Consider the following 19,159-nt stretch of genomic DNA (forward strand, 5'->3'; position numbering starts at 1 on the left):
CTTCAGCACGTCTGGTGTGAAAATAATTTGCCGCTATAGTAAGGATTCTTTTACAGAAAGCCTGCGGCTTTTATTTTTACAGCCTTTACCGACGGTGCCCTATGCCTCACGACAATAATCGCCGGCTGAACCGGCAAGACTACAAAACGCTGACGTTGGCCGCGTTGGGCGGCGCGCTGGAGTTTTACGACTTCATCATCTTCGTGTTCTTTGCCGCCGTGGTCGGCGATCTGTTCTTCCCGGCGGACATGCCGGAATGGCTGCGGCTGGTGCAAACCTTCGGCATCTTCGCCGCCGGCTATCTGGCCCGTCCGCTGGGCGGCATCGTGATGGCGCACTTTGGCGATCTGGTCGGCCGCAAAAAGATGTTTACCCTGAGCATTCTGCTGATGGCGTTGCCGACGCTGGCGATGGGCCTGCTGCCGACCTACGCCAGCATCGGCATCGCTGCGCCGCTGCTGCTGCTGTTGATGCGCGTGCTGCAGGGGGCGGCGATCGGCGGTGAGGTGCCGGGCGCCTGGGTCTTCGTCGCCGAACACGTGCCGCGCCGGCGCATCGGCTTCGCCTGCGGCACGCTGACCGCCGGGCTGACGGTAGGAATCCTGCTGGGCTCGGTGGTGGCGACGGTGATCAACACCACGCTCAGCCCGCAGAGCATTGCCGGCGGCGGCTGGCGCATTCCTTTCCTGTTGGGCGGCATGTTCGGCCTGGTGGCGATGTACCTGCGCCGTTGGCTGCAGGAAACGCCGATCTTCATCGAGATGCAGGCGCGTAAAGCGCTGGCCGAAGAGCTGCCGCTGAAGTCGGTGGTGCTCAACCACAAACGGGAGGTGGCGGTGTCGATGTTGCTGACCTGGCTGCTCTCCGCCGGCATCGTGGTGGTGATCCTGATGACCCCGACCTATCTGCAAAAGCAGTTCGGCATCGCGCCGGCCTTGACGCTGCAGGCCAACAGCATCGCCACCATCATGCTGATCGCCGGCTGCATCGTCGCCGGTTTGTCGGCCGATCGCTTCGGCGCCAGCAAAACGCTGGTGGTCGGCAGCGTGCTGCTGGCCGGCTGCAGCTGGCTGTTCTATCAAACGGTGGGCGTGCGCCCGGAAATGCTGTTCGCCTGCTATGCCCTGGTGGGGTTCAGCGTAGGCGTGGTGGGGGCCGTGCCGTACGTGATGGTGCGGGCTTTCCCGGCGGAAGTGCGGTTTACCGGTATCTCGTTCTCATATAACGTCTCGTACGCTATTTTTGGCGGTTTAACCCCTATTTTTGTGACGCTGATCATGAAATTAACCCCGTTAGCACCCGCTTACTACGTGCTGGCGCTGTCGCTCATCGGGCTGCTGCTCGGCGTCTACCTGCATCGCGACCTGAACAGCGAAGCCGGGGAGCGGCAAGCCGATTCCTACAGCTAAAAAAAAGCCCTGCAATGCAGGGCTTTTTCGTCAGGGAAGGGCGATTATGCGGTGACCGGTGAGGTCGCGACGCGTGCCGGGGCCGGTTCGCCAATCGGCAGCACGGTGCGGCCGTATTGCTCGTTGAGCACTTCGGCCATCGCCAGGTAAATGGCGCTGGCGCCGCAGATGATGCCTTCATAACCGGCGAAGGTCAGCAGCGCGTGGTTGCCGGTGATGTTGCCGACGGCCAGCAGGGCGAACAGCAGCGTCAGGCTGGCGAACACGAACTGCAGTACGCGGTTGGCGCCCAGGGTGCCAAAGAACATGAACAGGGTGAAGATGCCCCACAGCGCCAGGTAGATGCCCAGCACGTGCGCCTCGGTGGCCTCAGCCAGGCCCAGACGCGGCAGCAGCAGCAGGCCGACCAGGCTCAGCCAGAAGCTGCCGTAGGCGGTGAAGGCGGTCATGCCGAAGGTGTTGCCCTTCTTGTATTCCAGCAGACCGGCCAGGATCTGGGCCAGGCCACCGAAGAAAATCCCCATGCTGATGATGGCGGAGTTCAGTGGGAAAAAGCCCGCGTTGTGCAGGTTCAGCAAGACGGTGGTCATCCCGAAGCCCATCAGGCCGAGAGGGCCGGGATTCGCCAACTTGTTGGTGTGCATAAGTCCTCTGCGATAACAGAAAATTAACGGAAACAGCGAAGTAAAATAATAAATGGTCTGAATGGCCAAAAAATCGAAGTTTTCCACCAGAGCGCGCGCATCATAATGATCCCCGCAGCCGGAAACAATGATCTGAATGACGATAAAAAAAAGAAATTTTTTTCGCCTTGCCCCTTGATGCCGGATTGGATGGCCCCATCTTATTTGCAACCGCAGCTGCTAACCGCGGGTCGCACTGAGATATCGGGCAGTTGAAAAGCAAAAAATCGCCCGCATATAGGTTAGCAACCTGACTGATTATGAATTTTTTAGTGGAGACGTTTAGATGGGCAAAATTATTGGTATCGACCTGGGTACTACCAACTCTTGCGTAGCAATTATGGATGGTGCCAAGGCACGCGTGCTGGAAAACGCCGAGGGCGACCGCACCACTCCTTCTATTATCGCATATACCCAGGACGGTGAAACTCTGGTTGGCCAGCCGGCTAAGCGTCAGGCAGTGACCAACCCTGAAAACACCCTGTTCGCCATCAAGCGCCTGATCGGTCGCCGCTTCCAAGATGAAGAAGCGCAGCGCGACAAAGCGATCATGCCGTACAAAATCGTCGAAGCCGACAACGGCGACGCCTGGCTGGAAGTGAAAGGCCAGAAAATGGCTCCGCCGCAGATCTCTGCGGAAGTGCTGAAAAAAATGAAGAAAACGGCGGAAGATTACCTGGGCGAACCGGTAACTGAAGCGGTTATCACCGTACCGGCTTACTTCAACGACGCCCAGCGTCAGGCGACCAAAGACGCCGGCCGCATCGCGGGTCTGGAAGTAAAACGCATCATCAACGAACCGACCGCTGCGGCCCTGGCCTACGGCTTGGACAAAGAAGTCGGCAACCGCACCATCGCGGTTTATGACCTGGGCGGCGGTACTTTCGATATCTCCATCATCGAAATCGACGACGTTGACGGCGAAAAAACCTTCGAAGTGCTGGCGACCAACGGTGACACCCACCTGGGTGGCGAAGACTTCGACAGCCGTCTGATCAACTACCTGGTGGAAGAGTTCAAGAAAGATCAGGGTATCGATCTGCGCAACGATCCGCTGGCGATGCAACGCCTGAAAGAAGCCGCTGAGAAAGCGAAGATCGAACTGTCTTCCGCTCAGCAGACCGACGTTAACCTGCCGTACATCACTGCAGACGCGACCGGTCCAAAACACATGAACATCAAAGTGACTCGCGCCAAACTCGAGTCGCTGGTTGAAGATCTGGTTGCGCGCTCTATCGAGCCGCTGAAAGTGGCGCTGAAAGACGCAGGCCTGTCGGTTTCCGACATTCAGGACGTGATCCTGGTGGGCGGCCAGACCCGTATGCCAATGGTGCAGAAGAAAGTCGCAGACTTCTTCGGCAAAGAACCGCGTAAAGACGTGAACCCGGACGAAGCGGTTGCCGTGGGCGCGGCGGTACAGGGCGGCGTGTTGGCCGGTGATGTGAAGGACGTTCTGCTGCTGGACGTGACCCCGCTGTCGCTGGGTATCGAAACCATGGGCAGCGTGATGACGCCGCTGATCACCAAAAACACCACGATCCCGACCAAGCACAGCCAGGTGTTCTCTACCGCTGAAGACAACCAGTCTGCGGTAACCATCCACGTGCTGCAGGGTGAGCGTAAGCGCGCCAGCGATAACAAATCTCTGGGCCAGTTCAACCTGGACGGCATCCAGGCGGCACCGCGCGGCATGGCGCAGATCGAAGTGACCTTCGATATCGATGCCGACGGCATCCTGCACGTGTCTGCCAAAGACAAGAACACCGGCCGTGAGCAGAAGATCACCATCAAGGCATCTTCTGGCCTGAACGAAGACGAAATCCAGAAAATGGTGCGCGACGCCGAGCTGAACGCTGAAGCCGACCGCAAGTTCGAAGAGCTGGTGCAGACGCGTAACCAGGCGGATCACCTGATCCACGGCACGCGCAAGCAGCTGGAAGAAGCGGGCGACAAACTGCCGGCGGAAGACAAAACGGCGATCGAAGCGGCGCTGAAAGATCTGGAAGCGGCGGTGAAAGGCGAAGACAAAGCCGAGATCGAAGCGAAGACTCAGGCTCTGGTGCAGGTTTCCGGCAAACTGCTGGAAATGGCTCAGGCGCAGCAGGCTCAGCAGGGTGCTGACGCCGGCGCGGACAACGCGGCGCAGAAAGACGACGACGTGGTTGACGCTGAGTTCGAAGAAGTTAAAGACAAAAAATAATCGCCCTTAAGCGGGCACGGGGCGGCCGAGGTGCCGTTCCCGGAAACCAGCACGGGCGTCGAGGCAACTCTGCGCCCGTGCACGCATGTTAAGGGTAAGCAAAAGAATGGCGAAGAAAGACTATTACGAGATTCTCGGCGTCAGCAAGACGGCGGATGAACGTGAGATCAAAAAGGCGTACAAACGCCTGGCGATGAAATACCATCCTGACCGCAACCAGGAACAAGACGCCGAAATCAAGTTTAAAGAAGTTAAAGAAGCTTACGAAGTCCTGACCGACGACCAGAAACGCGCGGCCTACGACCAGTATGGGCACGCGGCCTTTGAACAGGGCGGCATGGGCGGCGGCGGCTTTGGCGGCGGTGCCGACTTCAGCGATATCTTTGGCGACGTGTTTGGCGACATCTTCGGCGGAGGCCGCCGTCAGCGCGCCAGCCGCGGTTCCGATCTGCGCTATAACATGGAGCTGACCCTCGAGGAAGCGGTACGTGGCGTCACCAAAGAGATCCGCATCCCGACGCTGGAAGAGTGCGACGTCTGCCACGGCAGCGGCGCCAAGCCGGGCAGCTCGCCGGTGACCTGCCCAACCTGTCACGGCCAGGGCCAGGTGCAGATGCGCCAGGGCTTCTTCACCGTGCAGCAGGCGTGTCCGCACTGCCATGGCCGCGGTCAGATCATCAAAGATCCATGCAACAAGTGCCACGGCCACGGCCGGGTAGAGAAATCCAAAACGCTGTCGGTGAAAATTCCGGCCGGCGTCGATACCGGCGACCGCATCCGCCTGGCGGGTGAAGGCGAAGCCGGCGAGCACGGCGCACCGGCGGGCGATCTGTACGTTCAGGTGCAGGTGAAGGCGCACCCGATCTTCGAGCGTGAAGGCAATAACCTGTACTGTGAAGTGCCGATCAACTTCGCCATGGCGGCGCTGGGCGGCGAGATTGAAGTGCCGACGCTGGACGGCCGGGTGAAACTGAAGGTGCCTTCGGAGACCCAAACCGGCAAGCTGTTCCGCATGCGCGGCAAGGGTGTGAAATCGGTGCGTGGCGGCAGCCAGGGCGACCTGCTGTGCCGCGTGGTGGTGGAAACCCCGGTCAATCTGAACGACAAGCAGAAGCAGCTGCTGCGTGAGCTGGAAGAGAGCCTGGGTGGCCCGTCCGGTGACAAGAACAGCCCGCGTTCGAAGAGCTTCTTCGACGGGGTGAAAAAGTTCTTTGACGATCTGACTCGCTAACCTGCTGTTTCTGTTGGTTTATGTTCTAACCCCGGGCGTTTGTCCCGGGGTTTTTATTTGCACGCCATACCCCTAATCCCCTATAAATAATGTGACTTATTCGTGCTTTCGATCGGTTTTATCGAGTTATTTAGCATTTATAAACTTATTTTTTCGAACTAAAACGCCCTCTATACTCACTTCATGACTGTGGTTTGCAGGGCGTTACGCCCTGCACAGATTTGGAGAGACGTACTGTGACCAATATCATTCGTCAATTTTTACGTCAGGAAGCTGCGGGCGGCATCATTCTGATCGCGGCGGCAATCGTCGCCCTGATCATGGCCAACACCCCGGCGCAGGGGATCTATCAGGCATTCCTTAACCTGCCGGTGATGGTGAAGATTGCTTCGCTGGAGATCGCCAAACCGCTGCTGCTGTGGATCAACGACGGCCTGATGGCCATCTTCTTCCTGGTGGTGGGGCTGGAGGTCAAGCGCGAGTTGATGCAAGGCTCGCTGTCCGGGCGCGACAAGGCGGTGTTTCCGGCGATCGCCGCGCTGGGGGGCATGCTGGCGCCGGCGCTGATTTACCTGCTGTTCAACGGCGCGGATGAAGTCACCCGCCAGGGCTGGGCGATCCCGGCCGCGACCGATATCGCCTTCGCGCTGGGCGTAATGGCGCTGCTGGGCAACCGCGTGCCGACCAGCCTGAAAGTGTTCCTGTTGGCGTTGGCGATCATCGATGACCTGGGCGTGATTATCATCATCGCGCTGTTCTACACCCACGAAGTGTCGATGGTGGCGCTGGGCGTGGCGGCGGCGGCGACGGTGCTGCTGGCGGTGATGAACTGGCGCGGCGTGGGTAAAACCTCGCTGTATATGATGGTCGGCCTGGTGTTGTGGGTCGCGATCCTCAAGTCCGGGGTGCACGCGACGCTGGCCGGGGTGATCGTCGGCTTTATGATCCCGCTGAACGTCAAGAAGGGGCCGTCGCCGTCGGAAACGCTGGAACATGAGCTGCACCCCTGGGTTGCGTTTATGATCCTGCCGCTGTTCGCTTTCGCCAACGCCGGGGTTTCTTTGCAGGGCGTATCGCTGGAAGGATTGACGTCGCTGCTGCCGGTTGGGATTGCGGCCGGCCTGTTTATCGGTAAGCCGCTGGGGATTTTCCTCTTCAGCCTGCTGGCGGTGAAAATGGGCATCGCCCGTTTGCCTGAAGGCATCGGCTTCAAACAGGTGTTTGCCGTTTCGGTGCTCTGCGGCATTGGTTTCACCATGTCGATTTTTATCGCCTCGCTGGCGTTCGGCGATGCGGATGCGGCGCTCAGCACCTATTCCCGCCTGGGGATCTTGTTGGGCTCCACCGCTGCGGCGGTGGTAGGGTATGGATTGCTGCGTCTGGCGTTGCCGCGCGTACGTTAATCCTGAATGTGCCCGGTAAGGGCACATAATAAAATGGCTGGTCGGAGCTGCACGGTATAAAATATGTGCAGCTTCGGCCGTTGTTCGTTGGGACTAATGGGGCTATACGTTGTCTGAAGCAGGGAAAGGAAGTTTGTCGCTCGTCACGGCACACCGTTTGCCGCTGCGAAACGTTGTTAAGGAGAGCCGCTCGTGAGGATGTCGCATATCAACTTTAATCACCTTTACTATTTCTGGCAGGTCTGCAAGGCCGGTTCCGTGGTCGGTGCCGCCGAAGCGTTGTTTCTGACGCCGCAGACCATCACCGGCCAGATCAAAGCGCTGGAAGAGCGGTTGGACGGCAAGCTGTTCAAACGTCAGGGGCGCGGGTTGGTGCCTTCGGAGCTGGGGCAACTGGTGTTTCGTTATGCCGACAAGATGTTTATGCTCAGCCAGGAAATGCTGGATATCGTCAACTACCGAAAAGAGTCGAATCTGCTGTTCGACGTCGGCGTGGCCGATGCGCTGTCGAAGCGCCTGGTCAGCCAGGTATTGGAAACGGCGGTGGTGGTAGACAACGAACAGATCCACCTGCGTTGCTTTGAATCGACGCACGAGATGCTGCTGGAGCAGCTCAGCCAGCACAAGCTGGATATGATCCTGTCGGATTGTCCGGTGGACTCCAGCCAGCAGGAAGGGCTGTTCTCGCTGAAGCTGGGCGAGTGCGGCATCAGTTTCTTCTGCCGCCAGCCGGCGCCGGAGCTGCCGTTCCCGGCTTGTCTGGAGCAGCGCAAACTGCTGATCCCCGGCCGCCGCTCGATGCTGGGGCGCAAGCTGCTCAACTGGTTCAATACGCAGGGCATTCAGGTGGAGATCCTGGGCGAGTTCGACGATGCGGCGCTGATGAAGGCCTTCGGCATGTATCACAATGCGATTTTCGTGGCGCCGACGCTGTATGCGCAGGATACCTACAACGATGACAACGTGGTGGAGATTGGGCGCATCGACAGCGTGCAGGAGGAGTATTACATCATCTTCGCCGAGCGCATGATCCAGCATCCGGCGGTGCAGCGCGTGTGCAACAAAGATTTTTCTGCGCTGTTTTCCTGCTAGCGGTTCACTGAACGCAGGACGTAAAAAAACCGGCCTGAGCCGGTTTTTTTATCAAGCAGATAACGAAATGCTTATTGCATTGCGTTGATGCGTGCAGTCAGGTTTGACTTATGACGCGCTGCTTTGTTTTTGTGGATCAGGCCTTTAGCTGCCTGACGGTCCACCAGTGGCTGCATTACCAGGAATGCATTTTGTGCTGCTTCTTTGTCGCCAGCTGCGATAGCTGCGTCTACCTTCTTGATGAAGGTACGCACCATTGAGCGACGGCTTGCGTTATGCTTGCGGCGTTTCTCAGACTGTACGGCGCGTTTCTTAGCTGATTTGATATTAGCCAAGGTCCAACTCCCAAATATATTCTATTGAGGACAATTCAAAGGCCGAGGAATATGCCCTTTTAGCCTTCGTTTGTCAATGGATTTGTGCAAATAAGCGCCGTTTGTACAGGCGGCACTCGCTACGTTGTGATGGCGCAGGATTTTACCAGCTTCGCTCTTGGGAATACAGTGTTTCGCGAGAAAATTCGCCAATGTTTTGCCGCGGCGGGCGCAAGCCGTTGGCTGCGGTCGAGAATCGGCCCGGCGGCGCCGGATAAACTGCGGCGAAGCCGTTTCACGCGCAGATTATCTCCGGTATGGTGTGTCTATTACATAAAGGCACCAATCGCGGGTTAACCTTACCGGCTGTACAAGGTATAATCCGCCGATTTCCACTGTTTTGAGCCAGCTATGGAGCTAATTCGCGGCATTCACAATATCCGGGCGCGCCACCATGGTTGCGTGCTCACCATCGGCAACTTTGACGGCGTGCATCGCGGTCATCAGGCGTTGCTGGAGCAGTTGAAGCAACAAGGGCAACGCCTCGGGCTGCCGGTGATGGTCATGATCTTTGAGCCGCAGCCGCTGGAGATGTTCGCCGCAGACAAGGCGCCGGCCCGCTTGACGCGCCTGCGCGACAAGGCCAACTACCTGGCGCAGGCGGGCGTCGACTACCTGCTCTGCGTCAAGTTCGATCCGCGTTTTGCCGCCAACACCGCGCAGGCGTTCGTCGCCGAGCTGCTGGTGGAAAAACTGGGCGTCAAATTCCTGATGGTGGGGGATGATTTTCGCTTTGGCGCCGGGCGCCAGGGCGATTTTCCGCTATTGCAGCAGGCCGGAAAAGAGTACGGCTTCGAGGTGGTCAGCACCCCGACCTTCCGCGAAGGCGATCGGCGCATCAGCAGCACCGCGATCCGCACCGCGCTGAGTGAGGACGATCTGCCGCTGGCGGAGACCCTGCTGGGCCACCCGTACAGCATCTCCGGGCGCGTGGTGCATGGCGACGAGCTGGGCCGCACCATCGGCTTCCCGACCGCCAACCTGCCGCTCAAGCGCCTGGTGGCGCCGGTGAAAGGGGTGTATGCGGTGGAAGTGTACGGCCTGGGGCCGCAGCCGCTGCCGGGCGTGGCCAATATCGGTACGCGCCCGACCGTCGCCGGCGTGCGCCAGCAGCTGGAAGTGCATCTGCTGGATGTCACAATGGATCTTTACGGGCGCCATATTGAGGTGGTGCTCCGCGCAAAATTGCGCAATGAACAGCGGTTTGCTTCGCTCGATGCCCTGAAGCAGCAAATCGCCAATGATGTGGTGACGGCCCGGAAGTTCTTCGGGCTACAGACACCGGTTTAATCTCTATAGCCGAAAACGGAACCGAGAATCTAATGAGTGACTACAAGAATACCCTGAACTTGCCGGAAACAGGGTTCCCGATGCGCGGCGATCTCGCCAAGCGCGAACCTGGCATGCTGCAACGTTGGTATGAACAGGATCTGTACGGGATTATTCGTACTGCCAAAAAGGGCAAAAAAACCTTCATTTTGCATGACGGCCCTCCGTATGCGAACGGCAGCATTCACATTGGTCACTCGGTTAACAAGATTCTCAAAGACATTATCATCAAGTCGAAAGGGATGGCCGGCTTCGACTCGCCTTATGTGCCGGGTTGGGACTGCCACGGCCTGCCTATCGAACTGAAGGTTGAACAGCTGTACGGCAAACCGGGCGAGAAGCTGACGGCGGCCGAGTTCCGCCAGAAGTGCCGCGAGTACGCGGCCGAGCAGGTTGAAGGCCAGAAAAAGGACTTCATCCGCCTGGGCGTGCTGGGCGACTGGGATCGTCCGTACCTGACCATGGACTTCAAAACCGAAGCCAACATCATCCGCGCGCTGGGCAAGATCATCAGCAACGGCCACCTGCTGAAAGGTGCCAAGCCGGTTCACTGGTGCACCGACTGCGGATCGTCGCTGGCGGAAGCGGAAGTGGAGTATTACGACAAGACTTCGCCGTCGATCGACGTGACTTTCCATGCGGCCGACGCGGCTGCCGTGGCGGCCAAGTTCGGCGTGAGCAACTTCAGCGGCGCCATCTCCCTGGTTATCTGGACCACCACCCCGTGGACCCTGCCGGCCAACCGCGCGATCTCGCTGCACCCGGACTTCACCTATCAGCTGGTGCAGGTTGACGGCCAGTGCCTGATCCTGGCGGCCGAGCTGGTGGAAAGCGTGATGAAACGCGCCGGCATCACCGAATGGGCGGTGCTGGGCAGCTGCAAAGGCGCCGATCTGGAGCTGCTGCGCTTCAAACACCCGTTTATGGGCTTCGACGTGCCGGCCATTATGGGCGAGCACGTGACGCTGGACGCCGGTACCGGTGCGGTGCATACCGCAGGTGGCCACGGTCCGGATGACTTCGTCATCAGCCAAAAATACGGTCTGGAGATCGCCAACCCGGTAGGGCCGAACGGCTGCTACCTGACCGGTACCCATCCGCTGCTGGACGGCAAGTTCGTCTTCAAGGCCAACGATCTGATCGTCGATCTGCTGCGTGAGAAAGGCGCGCTGCTGCACGTCGAGAAGTTCCTGCACAGCTACCCGTGCTGCTGGCGCCACAAGACGCCGATCATCTTCCGCGCCACGCCGCAATGGTTCATCAGCATGGATCAGAAAGGCCTGCGTCAGCAGTCGCTGGAAGAGATCAAAGGCGTGCAGTGGATCCCGGATTGGGGCCAGGCGCGCATCGAAATGATGGTGGCCAACCGCCCGGACTGGTGCATCTCGCGTCAGCGCACCTGGGGCGTGCCGATGTCGCTGTTCGTGCATAAAGAAACCGAGCAGCTGCACCCGCGCAGCGTTGAGCTGATGGAAGAAGTGGCCAAGCGCGTCGAGCAAGACGGCATTCAGGCCTGGTGGGATCTGGACGCCGCCGACATCCTCGGCGCGGACGCCGCCGACTACGTGAAAGTGCCGGATACGCTGGACGTGTGGTTCGACTCCGGTTCCACCCACGCTTCGGTGGTCGACGTGCGTCCTGAGTTCCACGGCCACAGCGCCGACATGTATCTGGAAGGCTCCGACCAACACCGCGGCTGGTTTATGTCATCGCTGATGATCTCCACCGCGATGAAAGGCAAGGCGCCTTATAAAGAAGTGCTGACCCACGGCTTCACCGTCGACGGCCAGGGCCGCAAGATGTCCAAGTCGATCGGCAACACCGTCAGCCCGCAGGACGTGATGAACAAGCTGGGCGGCGACATTCTGCGCCTGTGGGTGGCGTCGACCGATTACACCGGCGAAATCGCGGTGTCCGATGAGATCCTCAAGCGTTCCGCCGACTCTTATCGCCGCATCCGCAACACCGCGCGCTTCCTGCTGGCCAACCTGAACGGGTTCGAGCCGAGCACCGATTGCGTGGCGCCGGAAGACATGGTGGTGCTGGATCGCTGGGCGGTCGGCCGTGCGCTGGCGGCGCAGCAGGATATCGAGCAGGCTTACGCCAACTACGATTTCCATGAAGTGGTGCAGCGTCTGATGCAGTTCTGCTCGGTCGAGATGGGCTCCTTCTACCTGGATATCATCAAGGATCGTCAGTACACCGCGAAGAGCGACAGCGTCGCCCGCCGCAGCTGCCAGACCGCGCTGTATCACATCGTGGAAGCGCTGGTGCGCTGGATGGCGCCGATCATGTCGTTCACTGCGGACGAGATCTGGGGCTTCATGCCGGGCAAACGCGCGCAGTACGTGTTCACCGAAGAGTGGTACGACGGCCTGTTCGGGCTGGCGGAAGGCGAGCCGATGAACGACGCTTTCTGGGCCGAGCTGCTGAAAGTGCGCGGCGAAGTGAACAAGGTGCTGGAGCAGGCGCGCGCCGACAAACGCCTCGGCGGTTCGCTGGAAGCGGCGGTGACGCTGTATGCCGACAGCGAGCTGGCGGCGCGCCTGAACAGCCTGCAGGATGAGCTGCGCTTCGTGCTGCTGACCTCTGCGGCAAGCGTTGCGCCATTGGCGGAGGCGCCGGCCGACGCGCAGGCTTCCGAGCTGCTGAAAGGGCTGAAGATCGCCTTCAGCACGGCACCGGGTAAGAAGTGCCCGCGCTGCTGGCATTACACCACCGATATCGGCCTGGTGGCGGAGCATGCAGACATCTGCGGCCGCTGTGTAAGCAACGTCGCCGGTGACGGCGAGAAGCGTAACTTTGCCTGAGAACTCGCGCCTGATGAGTAAATCAATTTGTTCGACCGGCCTGCGTTGGCTGTGGGTTGTGGTGGCGGTGCTGGCGCTGGATTTCGGCAGCAAGCAGTGGATCCTCGCTAACTTTACGCTGGGCCAGTCCCAGCCGTTGATCCCGTCGTTCAACCTGTTTTACGCGCGCAACTACGGCGCTGCGTTTAGCTTCTTGGCCGACCATGGCGGCTGGCAGCGCTGGTTCTTCGCCGGCATCGCCATCGCCATCGTTGCGGTGCTGCTGGTGATGATGTACCGCAGCACCGCGCAGCAGAAGCTGAACAACATCGCCTACGCCTTTATCATCGGCGGGGCGTTGGGCAATCTGTTCGACCGCCTGTGGCACGGTTTCGTGGTCGATTTCATCGACTTCTACGTCGGTGACTGGCACTACCCGACCTTCAATCTGGCGGACAGCTTTATCTGCGTGGGCGCGGCGATGATCGTGCTGGAAGGTTTCCTGTCGCCGGCGAACAAAAGCGCAAAGAGTAAAGGTGAGTAATATGACGGCTCAGGTTATCAGTGACAGCGCGGTGCTGGTTCACTTTACGCTGAAACTGGAAGACGGTTCGACCGCCGAATCCACCCGCAGCAGCGGCAAGCCGGCGCTGTTCCGCCTGGGTGACGGCAGCCTGTCGGCGCCGCTGGAGGCGCAGCTGCTCGGCCTGCGCGCGGGCGACAAATGCGCCTTTACCCTGCAGCCGGAAGCGGCGTTCGGCGCGGAGAACCCGGATCTGGTTCAGTTCTTCTCGCGCCGCGACTTCGCGGAAACCGGCGTGCCGGACGTGGGCACCATCATGCTGTTTACCGCCATCGACGGCAGTGAAATGCCGGGCGTGGTGCGCGCGGTGGCGGAGGATTCAATCACCGTCGATTTCAACCATCCGCTGGCGGGCCATCCGGTGACCTTTGATATCGAAGTGCTGGAGATCGATCCGCAGCAGGAGGAGATGCATGCAAATATTGCTGGCTAACCCGCGCGGCTTCTGCGCCGGGGTTGATCGTGCGATCAGCATCGTGGAACGCGCGCTGGAACTGTATGGCGCGCCGATCTACGTGCGGCATGAAGTGGTGCACAACCGCTACGTGGTCGACAGCCTGCGTGAGCGCGGCGCGGTGTTTATCGAAGAGATCGCGGAAGTGCCGGACGGCTCTATCCTGATCTTCTCGGCGCACGGCGTTTCTCAGGCGGTGCGCGCCGAAGCCAAGGCGCGCGATCTGACCATGCTGTTCGACGCCACTTGCCCGCTGGTGACCAAGGTGCATATGGAAGTAGCGCGCGCCAGCCGCCGCGGCACCGAAGCGATCCTGATCGGCCACGCCGGGCACCCGGAGGTGGAAGGCACCATGGGCCAGTACAGCAACCCGCAGGGTGGCATGTACCTGGTCGAATCGCCGGAAGACGTGTGGAAGCTGCAGGTGAAAGACGAAAACAACCTGTGCTTCATGACGCAGACCACGCTGTCGGTGGATGATACCTCGGACGTGATCGACGCCTTGCGTCAGCGTTTCCCGAAAATTATCGGGCCACGTAAGGATGATATCTGCTACGCCACTACCAACCGTCAGGAAGCGGTGCGCAACCTGGCCGGCGATGCGGACGTGGTGCTGGTGGTGGGGTCGAAGAACTCCTCCAACTCCAACCGTCTGGCGGAACTGGCGCAGCGCGTCGGCAAACCGGCTTATCTGATCGACTCGGCGGCGGATATTCAGGAAAGCTGGCTGAGCGAAGCGCGCAATATCGGCGTTACCGCCGGCGCCTCGGCACCGGACGTGCTGGTGCAGGAGGTGATCTCTCGCCTGAAAGCGCTGGGTGGCCTGGACGTGCATGAAATCAGCGGGCGTGAAGAGAACATCGTGTTTGAAGTGCCTAAAGAGCTGCGCGTGGACGTTCGTCAGATCGATTGACATGCGCCGGCGGGTGACAACGGGGAGCTTAGGCTTCCCGTTTTTTTTTGGAAAGCGCGCCGCGTAAAAAATAATATTCCATGCATATTCAAATTTTCTGCTAACTAAAGCCAAATTTATTCTGAGTATTTGAAATAACGTCGGTGTGATTAATTATATAGGCTGGTGAAAAGTTATTAATAAAGATATCATTAGGCTGCAATCTAAATAGGACCCGGTGTTGGTAAGGTGATTACAATAATTACAATAATAGATATTGCAGATGTTTCTTATTTTATTCCTGACGGATATGTTCTACGGCGCTTAATCCCTTCTCCTGCAAATAGAGTTTCATATGCTCCAGCAATCGTCTGACTTTTAATGGCTGGCTCTCCCTGCGCGGCATAATGGCGTAGCAATTAATTTCCGGTAACCGCCAATCGGGCAATATTTCAATCAGCTCGCCGCTGCGCAATTCACGTTCAACGTTGGCGAAGAAATTGCGAATGATACCCTTGCCGGTCAGCGCCAACTCCTTCATCGCCATACCGCTGTTGGTGAACAAGCGCCCGGTCATACGCATGCGGTGTTCACCGCCGTTACGATGGATCAGACGGACAAACTGCGGGTTGCCGAGCGGCGTAAAGGTGACCCATTGGTGGTGCGTCAGCGCCTGTGGCGAATCCGGCACGCCGTGATGCGCCAGGTAAGCCGGCGAGGCGCACAGCACTTCGCGGCAGCGCGCCAGCCGCGTGGAAACGTAGCTGGAGTCGGCCAGCACGCCGCCGCGTATCGCCAGATCGATGCGCTGCGTGATGAGATCTATCTTCTCATCGTGGATTTCCAGCCGCAGCGTGAGACGGGGATGTTCGTCGAGAAAACTTTGCAGCGCCGGCACCAGATAGTGGGTGGCGAATTCGGTGGAGGTGGCGACGCGCAGCTCACCGACCAGTTCGCCGCGCAGCGCGGCGATCCGTTGTTGGCCACGTTCGGCGGCGTGGATCATCAGCAGGCAATCTTCATAAAAGCACAGTCCGGCTTCGGTCAGACTCAATGAGCGCGTCGAGCGCAGCAGTAATTGAATGCCCAGATGTTCTTCCAACTGGCGAATATGCTGGCTGACGGCGGAGGTCGTCATGCCCAATTCTTTTGCCGCCATGCTGAATGCGCCGCAATCGACCACTTTTGAGAAAATGGCCATGCGTTTTAAAATATTGCTCATAGTTTGTTAAGCACAACTTAACCAAGATTGTGAATTATACGGGCTAATAATATAGCACTATCTCTTCTATATTGCCTGAAGCATATAAACGCCGGGCTGATTATTATTTCGCAGAGTTTTTTCTCTTTTTGATAAATCTTATTGCGCTTATCAATAATGCACCCGCGCCACATCGCAACAGGAGCTCATTGTGGACAGCGCTCAGAAAGAAGAAATATCGTTAAAAATCCTACGTGAATTATTGCAATACCGCCGCCGCTTCCCCGGCGACGATACCTCGATTGCCGAAGAAGAACGGCGGGTCACTCAGGTGCAATTGCCGCGCATTCGGGCATTCATTGAAAACGAGCAACGTATCGAATTCGTACTGCCGGCCTTTCCCACCAAGTCGCCCAACACCAACAAGGTGATCGGCGCGGTGCCGGACATGGCGGAGCGGCTGTCGCTGATCTTCCTCAACTCGCTGTGCCAGCGCATTCAACTCTATTACCCGCCGGGGGCGCATATCGTTATCTGCTCCGACGGCCACGTGTTCGGCGATCTGATCCGCGTCAGCGATGAAGCGATCAACCACTATCAGCGTGAGATTGAAAGTCTGCTGCATGAAGTGGGTGCGACGCACCTGAGCGTGTTCAACCTCGGCGACGTCAAAGGCCTGGCGGAGCATACCGATGATTACGATCTGCTGCGCCGGCTGTTGGTGGAGGGCTATGCCGAAACGGAAGAGGCGATCAAGCAACAGCTGATGCAGGACGAACAGGGCCTCTTGCTGTACCGCGCCATCACGCGCTTCCTGTATGAAGACAGCCAGCTGCCGGGCTACAGCGGTTCCAACGCCGCGCTGCAGAAAGATGCCAAACAGCGCGCCTGCGGCGTGATCCAGCGCAGCTGGGCCTGGGGCAACCTGCTGGCGCAGCATTTCCCGGCGGCGATCCGCCTGTCGATTCACCCGCAGCCGGCCGACAGCCTGAAAATGGGCATCCACATGATGCCGACCAAAGACGACTGGCTGACGCCGTGGCACGGCGTGGCGGCCAACGTGAACGGCCAGTTCGTGCTGATGAAGCGTAAAGACGCGCAGAGCCTGGACGGCGAACTGGTGGAGATCCGCGGCACGCCGAGCCATTACCTGATCGAACAACCGCAGATGGCCTGAGGCCGTGGCGGGCTTTTGCGCCCGAAATCCTGGCGGGCGCGTTTTTGACGGCACGTTGCCGTGTGAGCAGCACATTCGATGCAAGGAGAATCACCGATGAACAACCAACCGCTTAATTGTCATATTCAACCGAATACCCCGTTTGGCGCGATCCTGACGCCGCAGCATCCGGGGCAAAAGATCGGCGAGCTGCCGGTGGCGGCGCTGCGGGCGCTGGCGCAGGAACACCACTTGCTGGTGCTGCGCGGATTCGACTCGGGTTTCAGCGAGGCGGAAGTTCTGACTCGCTACGCTGAGCAGTGGGGCGAGATCATGATGTGGCCGTTCGGCGCGGTGCTGGACGTGAAGGAGCATCCGGACGCCAAGGATCATATCTTCGACAGCAGCTACGTCCCGCTGCACTGGGATGGCATGTATAAGCCGACCATCCCCGAGTTCCAGCTGTTCCACTGCGTGGCGGCGCCGTCGCCGGACGAAGGCGGATGCACCACCTTCGTCGACACTACGCGGCTGTTGGCCAATGCGGACGAAGCGCTGCTGGATCAGTGGCTGTCGGTCTCGATCACCTACCGCATCAAGCAGGTGGTGCATTACGGCGGCGAAGTCTGTTCGCCGCTGGTGGTGCAGCACCCGAACGGCAGGGGCTTGATCATGCGCTACAATGAACCGCCGACGGAAGGAAAAAAATTCCTCAATCAACATGCGCTGGAATACCACGGCGTGCCGGAACACCAGCAGGAACAGTTCCACCACACTCTGCAGCAGCACCTGTACGATCCGCGTCACTATTATGCCCACCAATGGCAACAGGGCGACGTGGTGGTGGCGGACAACTTCTCGCTGCTGCACGGCCGTGAGGGCTTTACCGCCCGTTCCGCGCGTCATTTGCAGCGCGTGCATATTCAGAGCAACCCGGTGTGCGCCAATCTGGCGCTGAAGCCGGCCAACGCAGAAGCGTAAAGGAGCATTATGGCAAGGATACTGATGGCGGCGGTCGCCACTCCGGGGCACGTCTACCCGATGTTAGCCATCGCTCGCCACCTGATTGCCCAAGGGCATCAGGTGCGGGTGATGACCGGCGCGCTGTTTCGCGAACGCGCCGAGGCGGCGGGCGCGAGCTTCGTGCCGTTCGACGCGCAGGTGGATTTCGATTACCGCCACCTGGAAGAGCACTTCCCCGAGCGCGCCGCGCTGCCGCCGGGCAATGCGCAGATGGCGCTGGCGCTGAAGGACTTCTTCGCCGCGCCGATCCCGTTGCTGGATCGGCAGCTGCGTGCGGCCATCGCCGCCGAAAAGACCGATCTGCTGATGGTGGAGAACTGCTTCTACGGCGTGCTGCCGCTGCTGCAGTCCGCCGAGCGGCCGCCGGTCTTCGGTATCGGCGTTACGCCGCTGTCGTATTCTTCGCGCGACGCTATTTTTTATGGCCCGCGTATCCCGCCGGCGCTGCTGCCGCAGGCGTTGACCCGTGAGCAACTGGTGGATGAGGAAACGCGCGTGCTGATCGATGACGTGCAGCAGAGCTTCGATGCGGCGCTGCTGCAGGCGGGCGGGCGGGCGCTGGATCGCCCGTTCACCGACGCGCTGATCGGCGGCTGCGAGCGTTTCCTGCAGCTGGCTACCACGGCGCTGGAATATGAGCGTGACGATCTGCCGAGCGGCGTGCGATTCGTCGGCCCGCTGCGCAGCGGCGGCCAGCCAGCGGCGGAAGAGACGCTGTGGGAGGCGGACGATCGTCGGCCGCTGGTGATCGTGTCTCAGGGCACGCTGGCCAATGTCGATCTGCATCAGCTGATCGTGCCGACGCTGCAAGCGCTGGCGCATCTGCCGGTGCGGGTGCTGGCCACCACCGGCGGACGGGCGACGGAAGGGCTGATGGACGCGCTGCCGGGCAATGCCAGAGTGCGGGAGTTTATCTCCTTCGAACGCTGGCTGCCGGAGACGGCGCTGCTGATCACCAACGGCGGTTACGGCTCGATCAACTATGCGCTGGACAGCGGCGTGCCGCTGATCGTCGCCGGCACCGGCGAGGACAAGCTGGAGGCGGCCGCGCGCGTGGTGGCCGCTGGCTGCGGCATCAGCCTGCACACCAGCACGCCAAGCGCCGAACAGATCCTGGCGGCGGCGACGCGCATTCTGCAGCAGCCGATCTATCGGCAACGTGCGGCGCTGGTGCGTGAGGACTATGCCCGCCACGACGCGCTGACGGCGATCGCCAACGAAGTGGCCGCCATTACCGCCTGACCTCGCCGTTCTTCCTTCCCCAGGCGCCGTTTTCGGCGCCTTTTTTCTGCATTCTTTTGCGATGGAAACTGCATGATTATGTACAATCGTCGCAGGCC

Annotated in this window: 16 protein-coding genes; 13 read left to right on the top strand and 3 right to left on the bottom strand. The window is 59.6% G+C overall.

Annotation, left to right across the window (positions count from 1 at the left end; all coding sequences use genetic code 11):
- Window positions 1-101 precede the first annotated feature (101 nt).
- Window positions 102-1,409 (top strand): MFS transporter, encoded by a 1,308-nt coding sequence (locus tag ACF8MC_RS18845; RefSeq protein ID WP_033637050.1) that lies wholly within the window; start codon window positions 102-104, stop codon window positions 1,407-1,409.
- A 44-nt stretch (window positions 1,410-1,453) separates the two neighbouring features.
- Here ACF8MC_RS18845 and satP read toward each other — a convergent pair whose 3' ends face one another.
- Entirely contained in the window at window positions 1,454-2,053 is a 600-nt protein-coding gene (gene satP / locus ACF8MC_RS18850) for an acetate uptake transporter (RefSeq protein ID WP_033638663.1), read from the bottom strand.
- A gap of 325 nt (window positions 2,054-2,378) precedes the next feature.
- Between satP and dnaK the strand changes: the two genes are divergently transcribed.
- The 4 genes from dnaK (at window position 2,379) to nhaR (ending at window position 8,018) form a co-directional block, all read left to right on the top strand.
- Window positions 2,379-4,292 (top strand): molecular chaperone DnaK, encoded by a 1,914-nt coding sequence (gene dnaK, locus ACF8MC_RS18855; RefSeq protein ID WP_004932972.1) that lies wholly within the window; start codon window positions 2,379-2,381, stop codon window positions 4,290-4,292.
- 106 nt (window positions 4,293-4,398) lie between these two features.
- On the top strand, window positions 4,399-5,523 hold the full coding sequence (gene dnaJ, locus ACF8MC_RS18860; protein WP_033637051.1) for a molecular chaperone DnaJ: 1,125 nt from the start codon (window positions 4,399-4,401) through the stop codon (window positions 5,521-5,523).
- Between the two features lie 236 nt (window positions 5,524-5,759).
- Window positions 5,760-6,926, top strand: coding sequence for a Na+/H+ antiporter NhaA (nhaA, locus tag ACF8MC_RS18865; protein WP_033649145.1), 1,167 nt, complete (start codon window positions 5,760-5,762; stop codon window positions 6,924-6,926).
- Between the two features lie 192 nt (window positions 6,927-7,118).
- Window positions 7,119-8,018 (top strand): transcriptional activator NhaR, encoded by a 900-nt coding sequence (gene nhaR / locus ACF8MC_RS18870; RefSeq protein ID WP_004932962.1) that lies wholly within the window; start codon window positions 7,119-7,121, stop codon window positions 8,016-8,018.
- 71 nt (window positions 8,019-8,089) lie between these two features.
- Here the strand turns inward: nhaR and rpsT are convergent, their stop codons facing one another.
- The gene (gene rpsT / locus ACF8MC_RS18875) at window positions 8,090-8,353 is read right to left on the bottom strand and encodes a 30S ribosomal protein S20 (protein WP_004932960.1); all 264 of its coding nucleotides are present in this window, start codon (window positions 8,351-8,353) and stop codon (window positions 8,090-8,092) included.
- 390 nt (window positions 8,354-8,743) lie between these two features.
- Here rpsT and ribF point away from each other — a divergent pair, with 390 nt between their 5' ends.
- Genes ribF through ispH form a run of 5 tightly spaced genes read left to right on the top strand, consistent with a single transcriptional unit; the run spans window position 8,744 to window position 14,460 of the window.
- Complete coding sequence (gene ribF, locus ACF8MC_RS18880) at window positions 8,744-9,682, top strand: bifunctional riboflavin kinase/FAD synthetase (RefSeq protein WP_033649147.1); 939 nt, start codon at window positions 8,744-8,746, stop codon at window positions 9,680-9,682.
- A 32-nt stretch (window positions 9,683-9,714) separates the two neighbouring features.
- Complete coding sequence (gene ileS / locus ACF8MC_RS18885; protein ID WP_164105382.1) at window positions 9,715-12,531, top strand: isoleucine--tRNA ligase; 2,817 nt, start codon at window positions 9,715-9,717, stop codon at window positions 12,529-12,531.
- Window positions 12,532-12,544: 13 nt separating this feature from the next.
- Entirely contained in the window at window positions 12,545-13,054 is a 510-nt protein-coding gene (gene lspA, locus ACF8MC_RS18890; protein WP_033637056.1) for a signal peptidase II, read from the top strand.
- Window position 13,055: 1 nt separating this feature from the next.
- Window positions 13,056-13,526: an FKBP-type peptidyl-prolyl cis-trans isomerase gene (gene fkpB / locus ACF8MC_RS18895; protein WP_033637057.1), complete on the top strand. Its 471-nt coding sequence runs from the start codon at window positions 13,056-13,058 to the stop codon at window positions 13,524-13,526.
- Complete coding sequence (ispH, locus tag ACF8MC_RS18900) at window positions 13,507-14,460, top strand: 4-hydroxy-3-methylbut-2-enyl diphosphate reductase (protein WP_033637058.1); 954 nt, start codon at window positions 13,507-13,509, stop codon at window positions 14,458-14,460. The genes fkpB and ispH overlap by 20 nt, the downstream gene beginning before the upstream one ends.
- Before the next feature lie 274 nt (window positions 14,461-14,734).
- On the opposite strand, the gene ACF8MC_RS18905 is transcribed toward ispH, so the two are convergent.
- The gene (locus ACF8MC_RS18905) at window positions 14,735-15,661 is read right to left on the bottom strand and encodes a LysR family transcriptional regulator (RefSeq protein ID WP_103772801.1); all 927 of its coding nucleotides are present in this window, start codon (window positions 15,659-15,661) and stop codon (window positions 14,735-14,737) included.
- 190 nt (window positions 15,662-15,851) lie between these two features.
- Between ACF8MC_RS18905 and pvcA the strand changes: the two genes are divergently transcribed.
- The 3 genes from pvcA to ACF8MC_RS18920 all read left to right on the top strand — a co-directional run bounded on the left by pvcA (window position 15,852) and on the right by ACF8MC_RS18920 (window position 19,061).
- On the top strand, window positions 15,852-16,817 hold the full coding sequence (gene pvcA, locus ACF8MC_RS18910) for an L-tyrosine isonitrile synthase (protein ID WP_033649152.1): 966 nt from the start codon (window positions 15,852-15,854) through the stop codon (window positions 16,815-16,817).
- Window positions 16,818-16,913: 96 nt separating this feature from the next.
- Window positions 16,914-17,777 (top strand): TauD/TfdA family dioxygenase, encoded by an 864-nt coding sequence (locus ACF8MC_RS18915; RefSeq protein WP_033649154.1) that lies wholly within the window; start codon window positions 16,914-16,916, stop codon window positions 17,775-17,777.
- A 24-nt stretch (window positions 17,778-17,801) separates the two neighbouring features.
- Entirely contained in the window at window positions 17,802-19,061 is a 1,260-nt protein-coding gene (locus ACF8MC_RS18920; RefSeq protein ID WP_060419492.1) for a glycosyltransferase, read from the top strand.
- The last annotated feature ends 98 nt before the right edge of the window (window positions 19,062-19,159 follow it).

Origin of the sequence: Serratia sp. LACPHL-BACT-2024-00286 (assembly GCF_043109535.1) — a bacterium.
In the GTDB taxonomy this organism is placed as follows: domain Bacteria; phylum Pseudomonadota; class Gammaproteobacteria; order Enterobacterales; family Enterobacteriaceae; genus Serratia; species Serratia sarumanii.

Excerpts from the sequence above, each read along its gene's own strand:
- ACF8MC_RS18845 (WP_033637050.1), top strand. The coding sequence starts at position 102 with ATGCCTCACGACAATAATCGCCGGCTGAACCGGCAAGACTACAAAACG.
- satP (WP_033638663.1), bottom strand. The coding sequence starts at position 2,053 with ATGCACACCAACAAGTTGGCGAATCCCGGCCCTCTCGGCCTGATGGGC.
- dnaK (WP_004932972.1), top strand. The coding sequence starts at position 2,379 with ATGGGCAAAATTATTGGTATCGACCTGGGTACTACCAACTCTTGCGTA.
- dnaJ (WP_033637051.1), top strand. The coding sequence starts at position 4,399 with ATGGCGAAGAAAGACTATTACGAGATTCTCGGCGTCAGCAAGACGGCG.
- ribF (WP_033649147.1), top strand. The coding sequence starts at position 8,744 with ATGGAGCTAATTCGCGGCATTCACAATATCCGGGCGCGCCACCATGGT.
- ileS (WP_164105382.1), top strand. The coding sequence starts at position 9,715 with ATGAGTGACTACAAGAATACCCTGAACTTGCCGGAAACAGGGTTCCCG.
- lspA (WP_033637056.1), top strand. The coding sequence starts at position 12,545 with ATGAGTAAATCAATTTGTTCGACCGGCCTGCGTTGGCTGTGGGTTGTG.
- fkpB (WP_033637057.1), top strand. The coding sequence starts at position 13,056 with ATGACGGCTCAGGTTATCAGTGACAGCGCGGTGCTGGTTCACTTTACG.
- ispH (WP_033637058.1), top strand. The coding sequence starts at position 13,507 with ATGCAAATATTGCTGGCTAACCCGCGCGGCTTCTGCGCCGGGGTTGAT.
- ACF8MC_RS18905 (WP_103772801.1), bottom strand. The coding sequence starts at position 15,661 with ATGAGCAATATTTTAAAACGCATGGCCATTTTCTCAAAAGTGGTCGAT.
- ACF8MC_RS18915 (WP_033649154.1), top strand. The coding sequence starts at position 16,914 with ATGAACAACCAACCGCTTAATTGTCATATTCAACCGAATACCCCGTTT.
- ACF8MC_RS18920 (WP_060419492.1), top strand. The coding sequence starts at position 17,802 with ATGGCGGCGGTCGCCACTCCGGGGCACGTCTACCCGATGTTAGCCATC.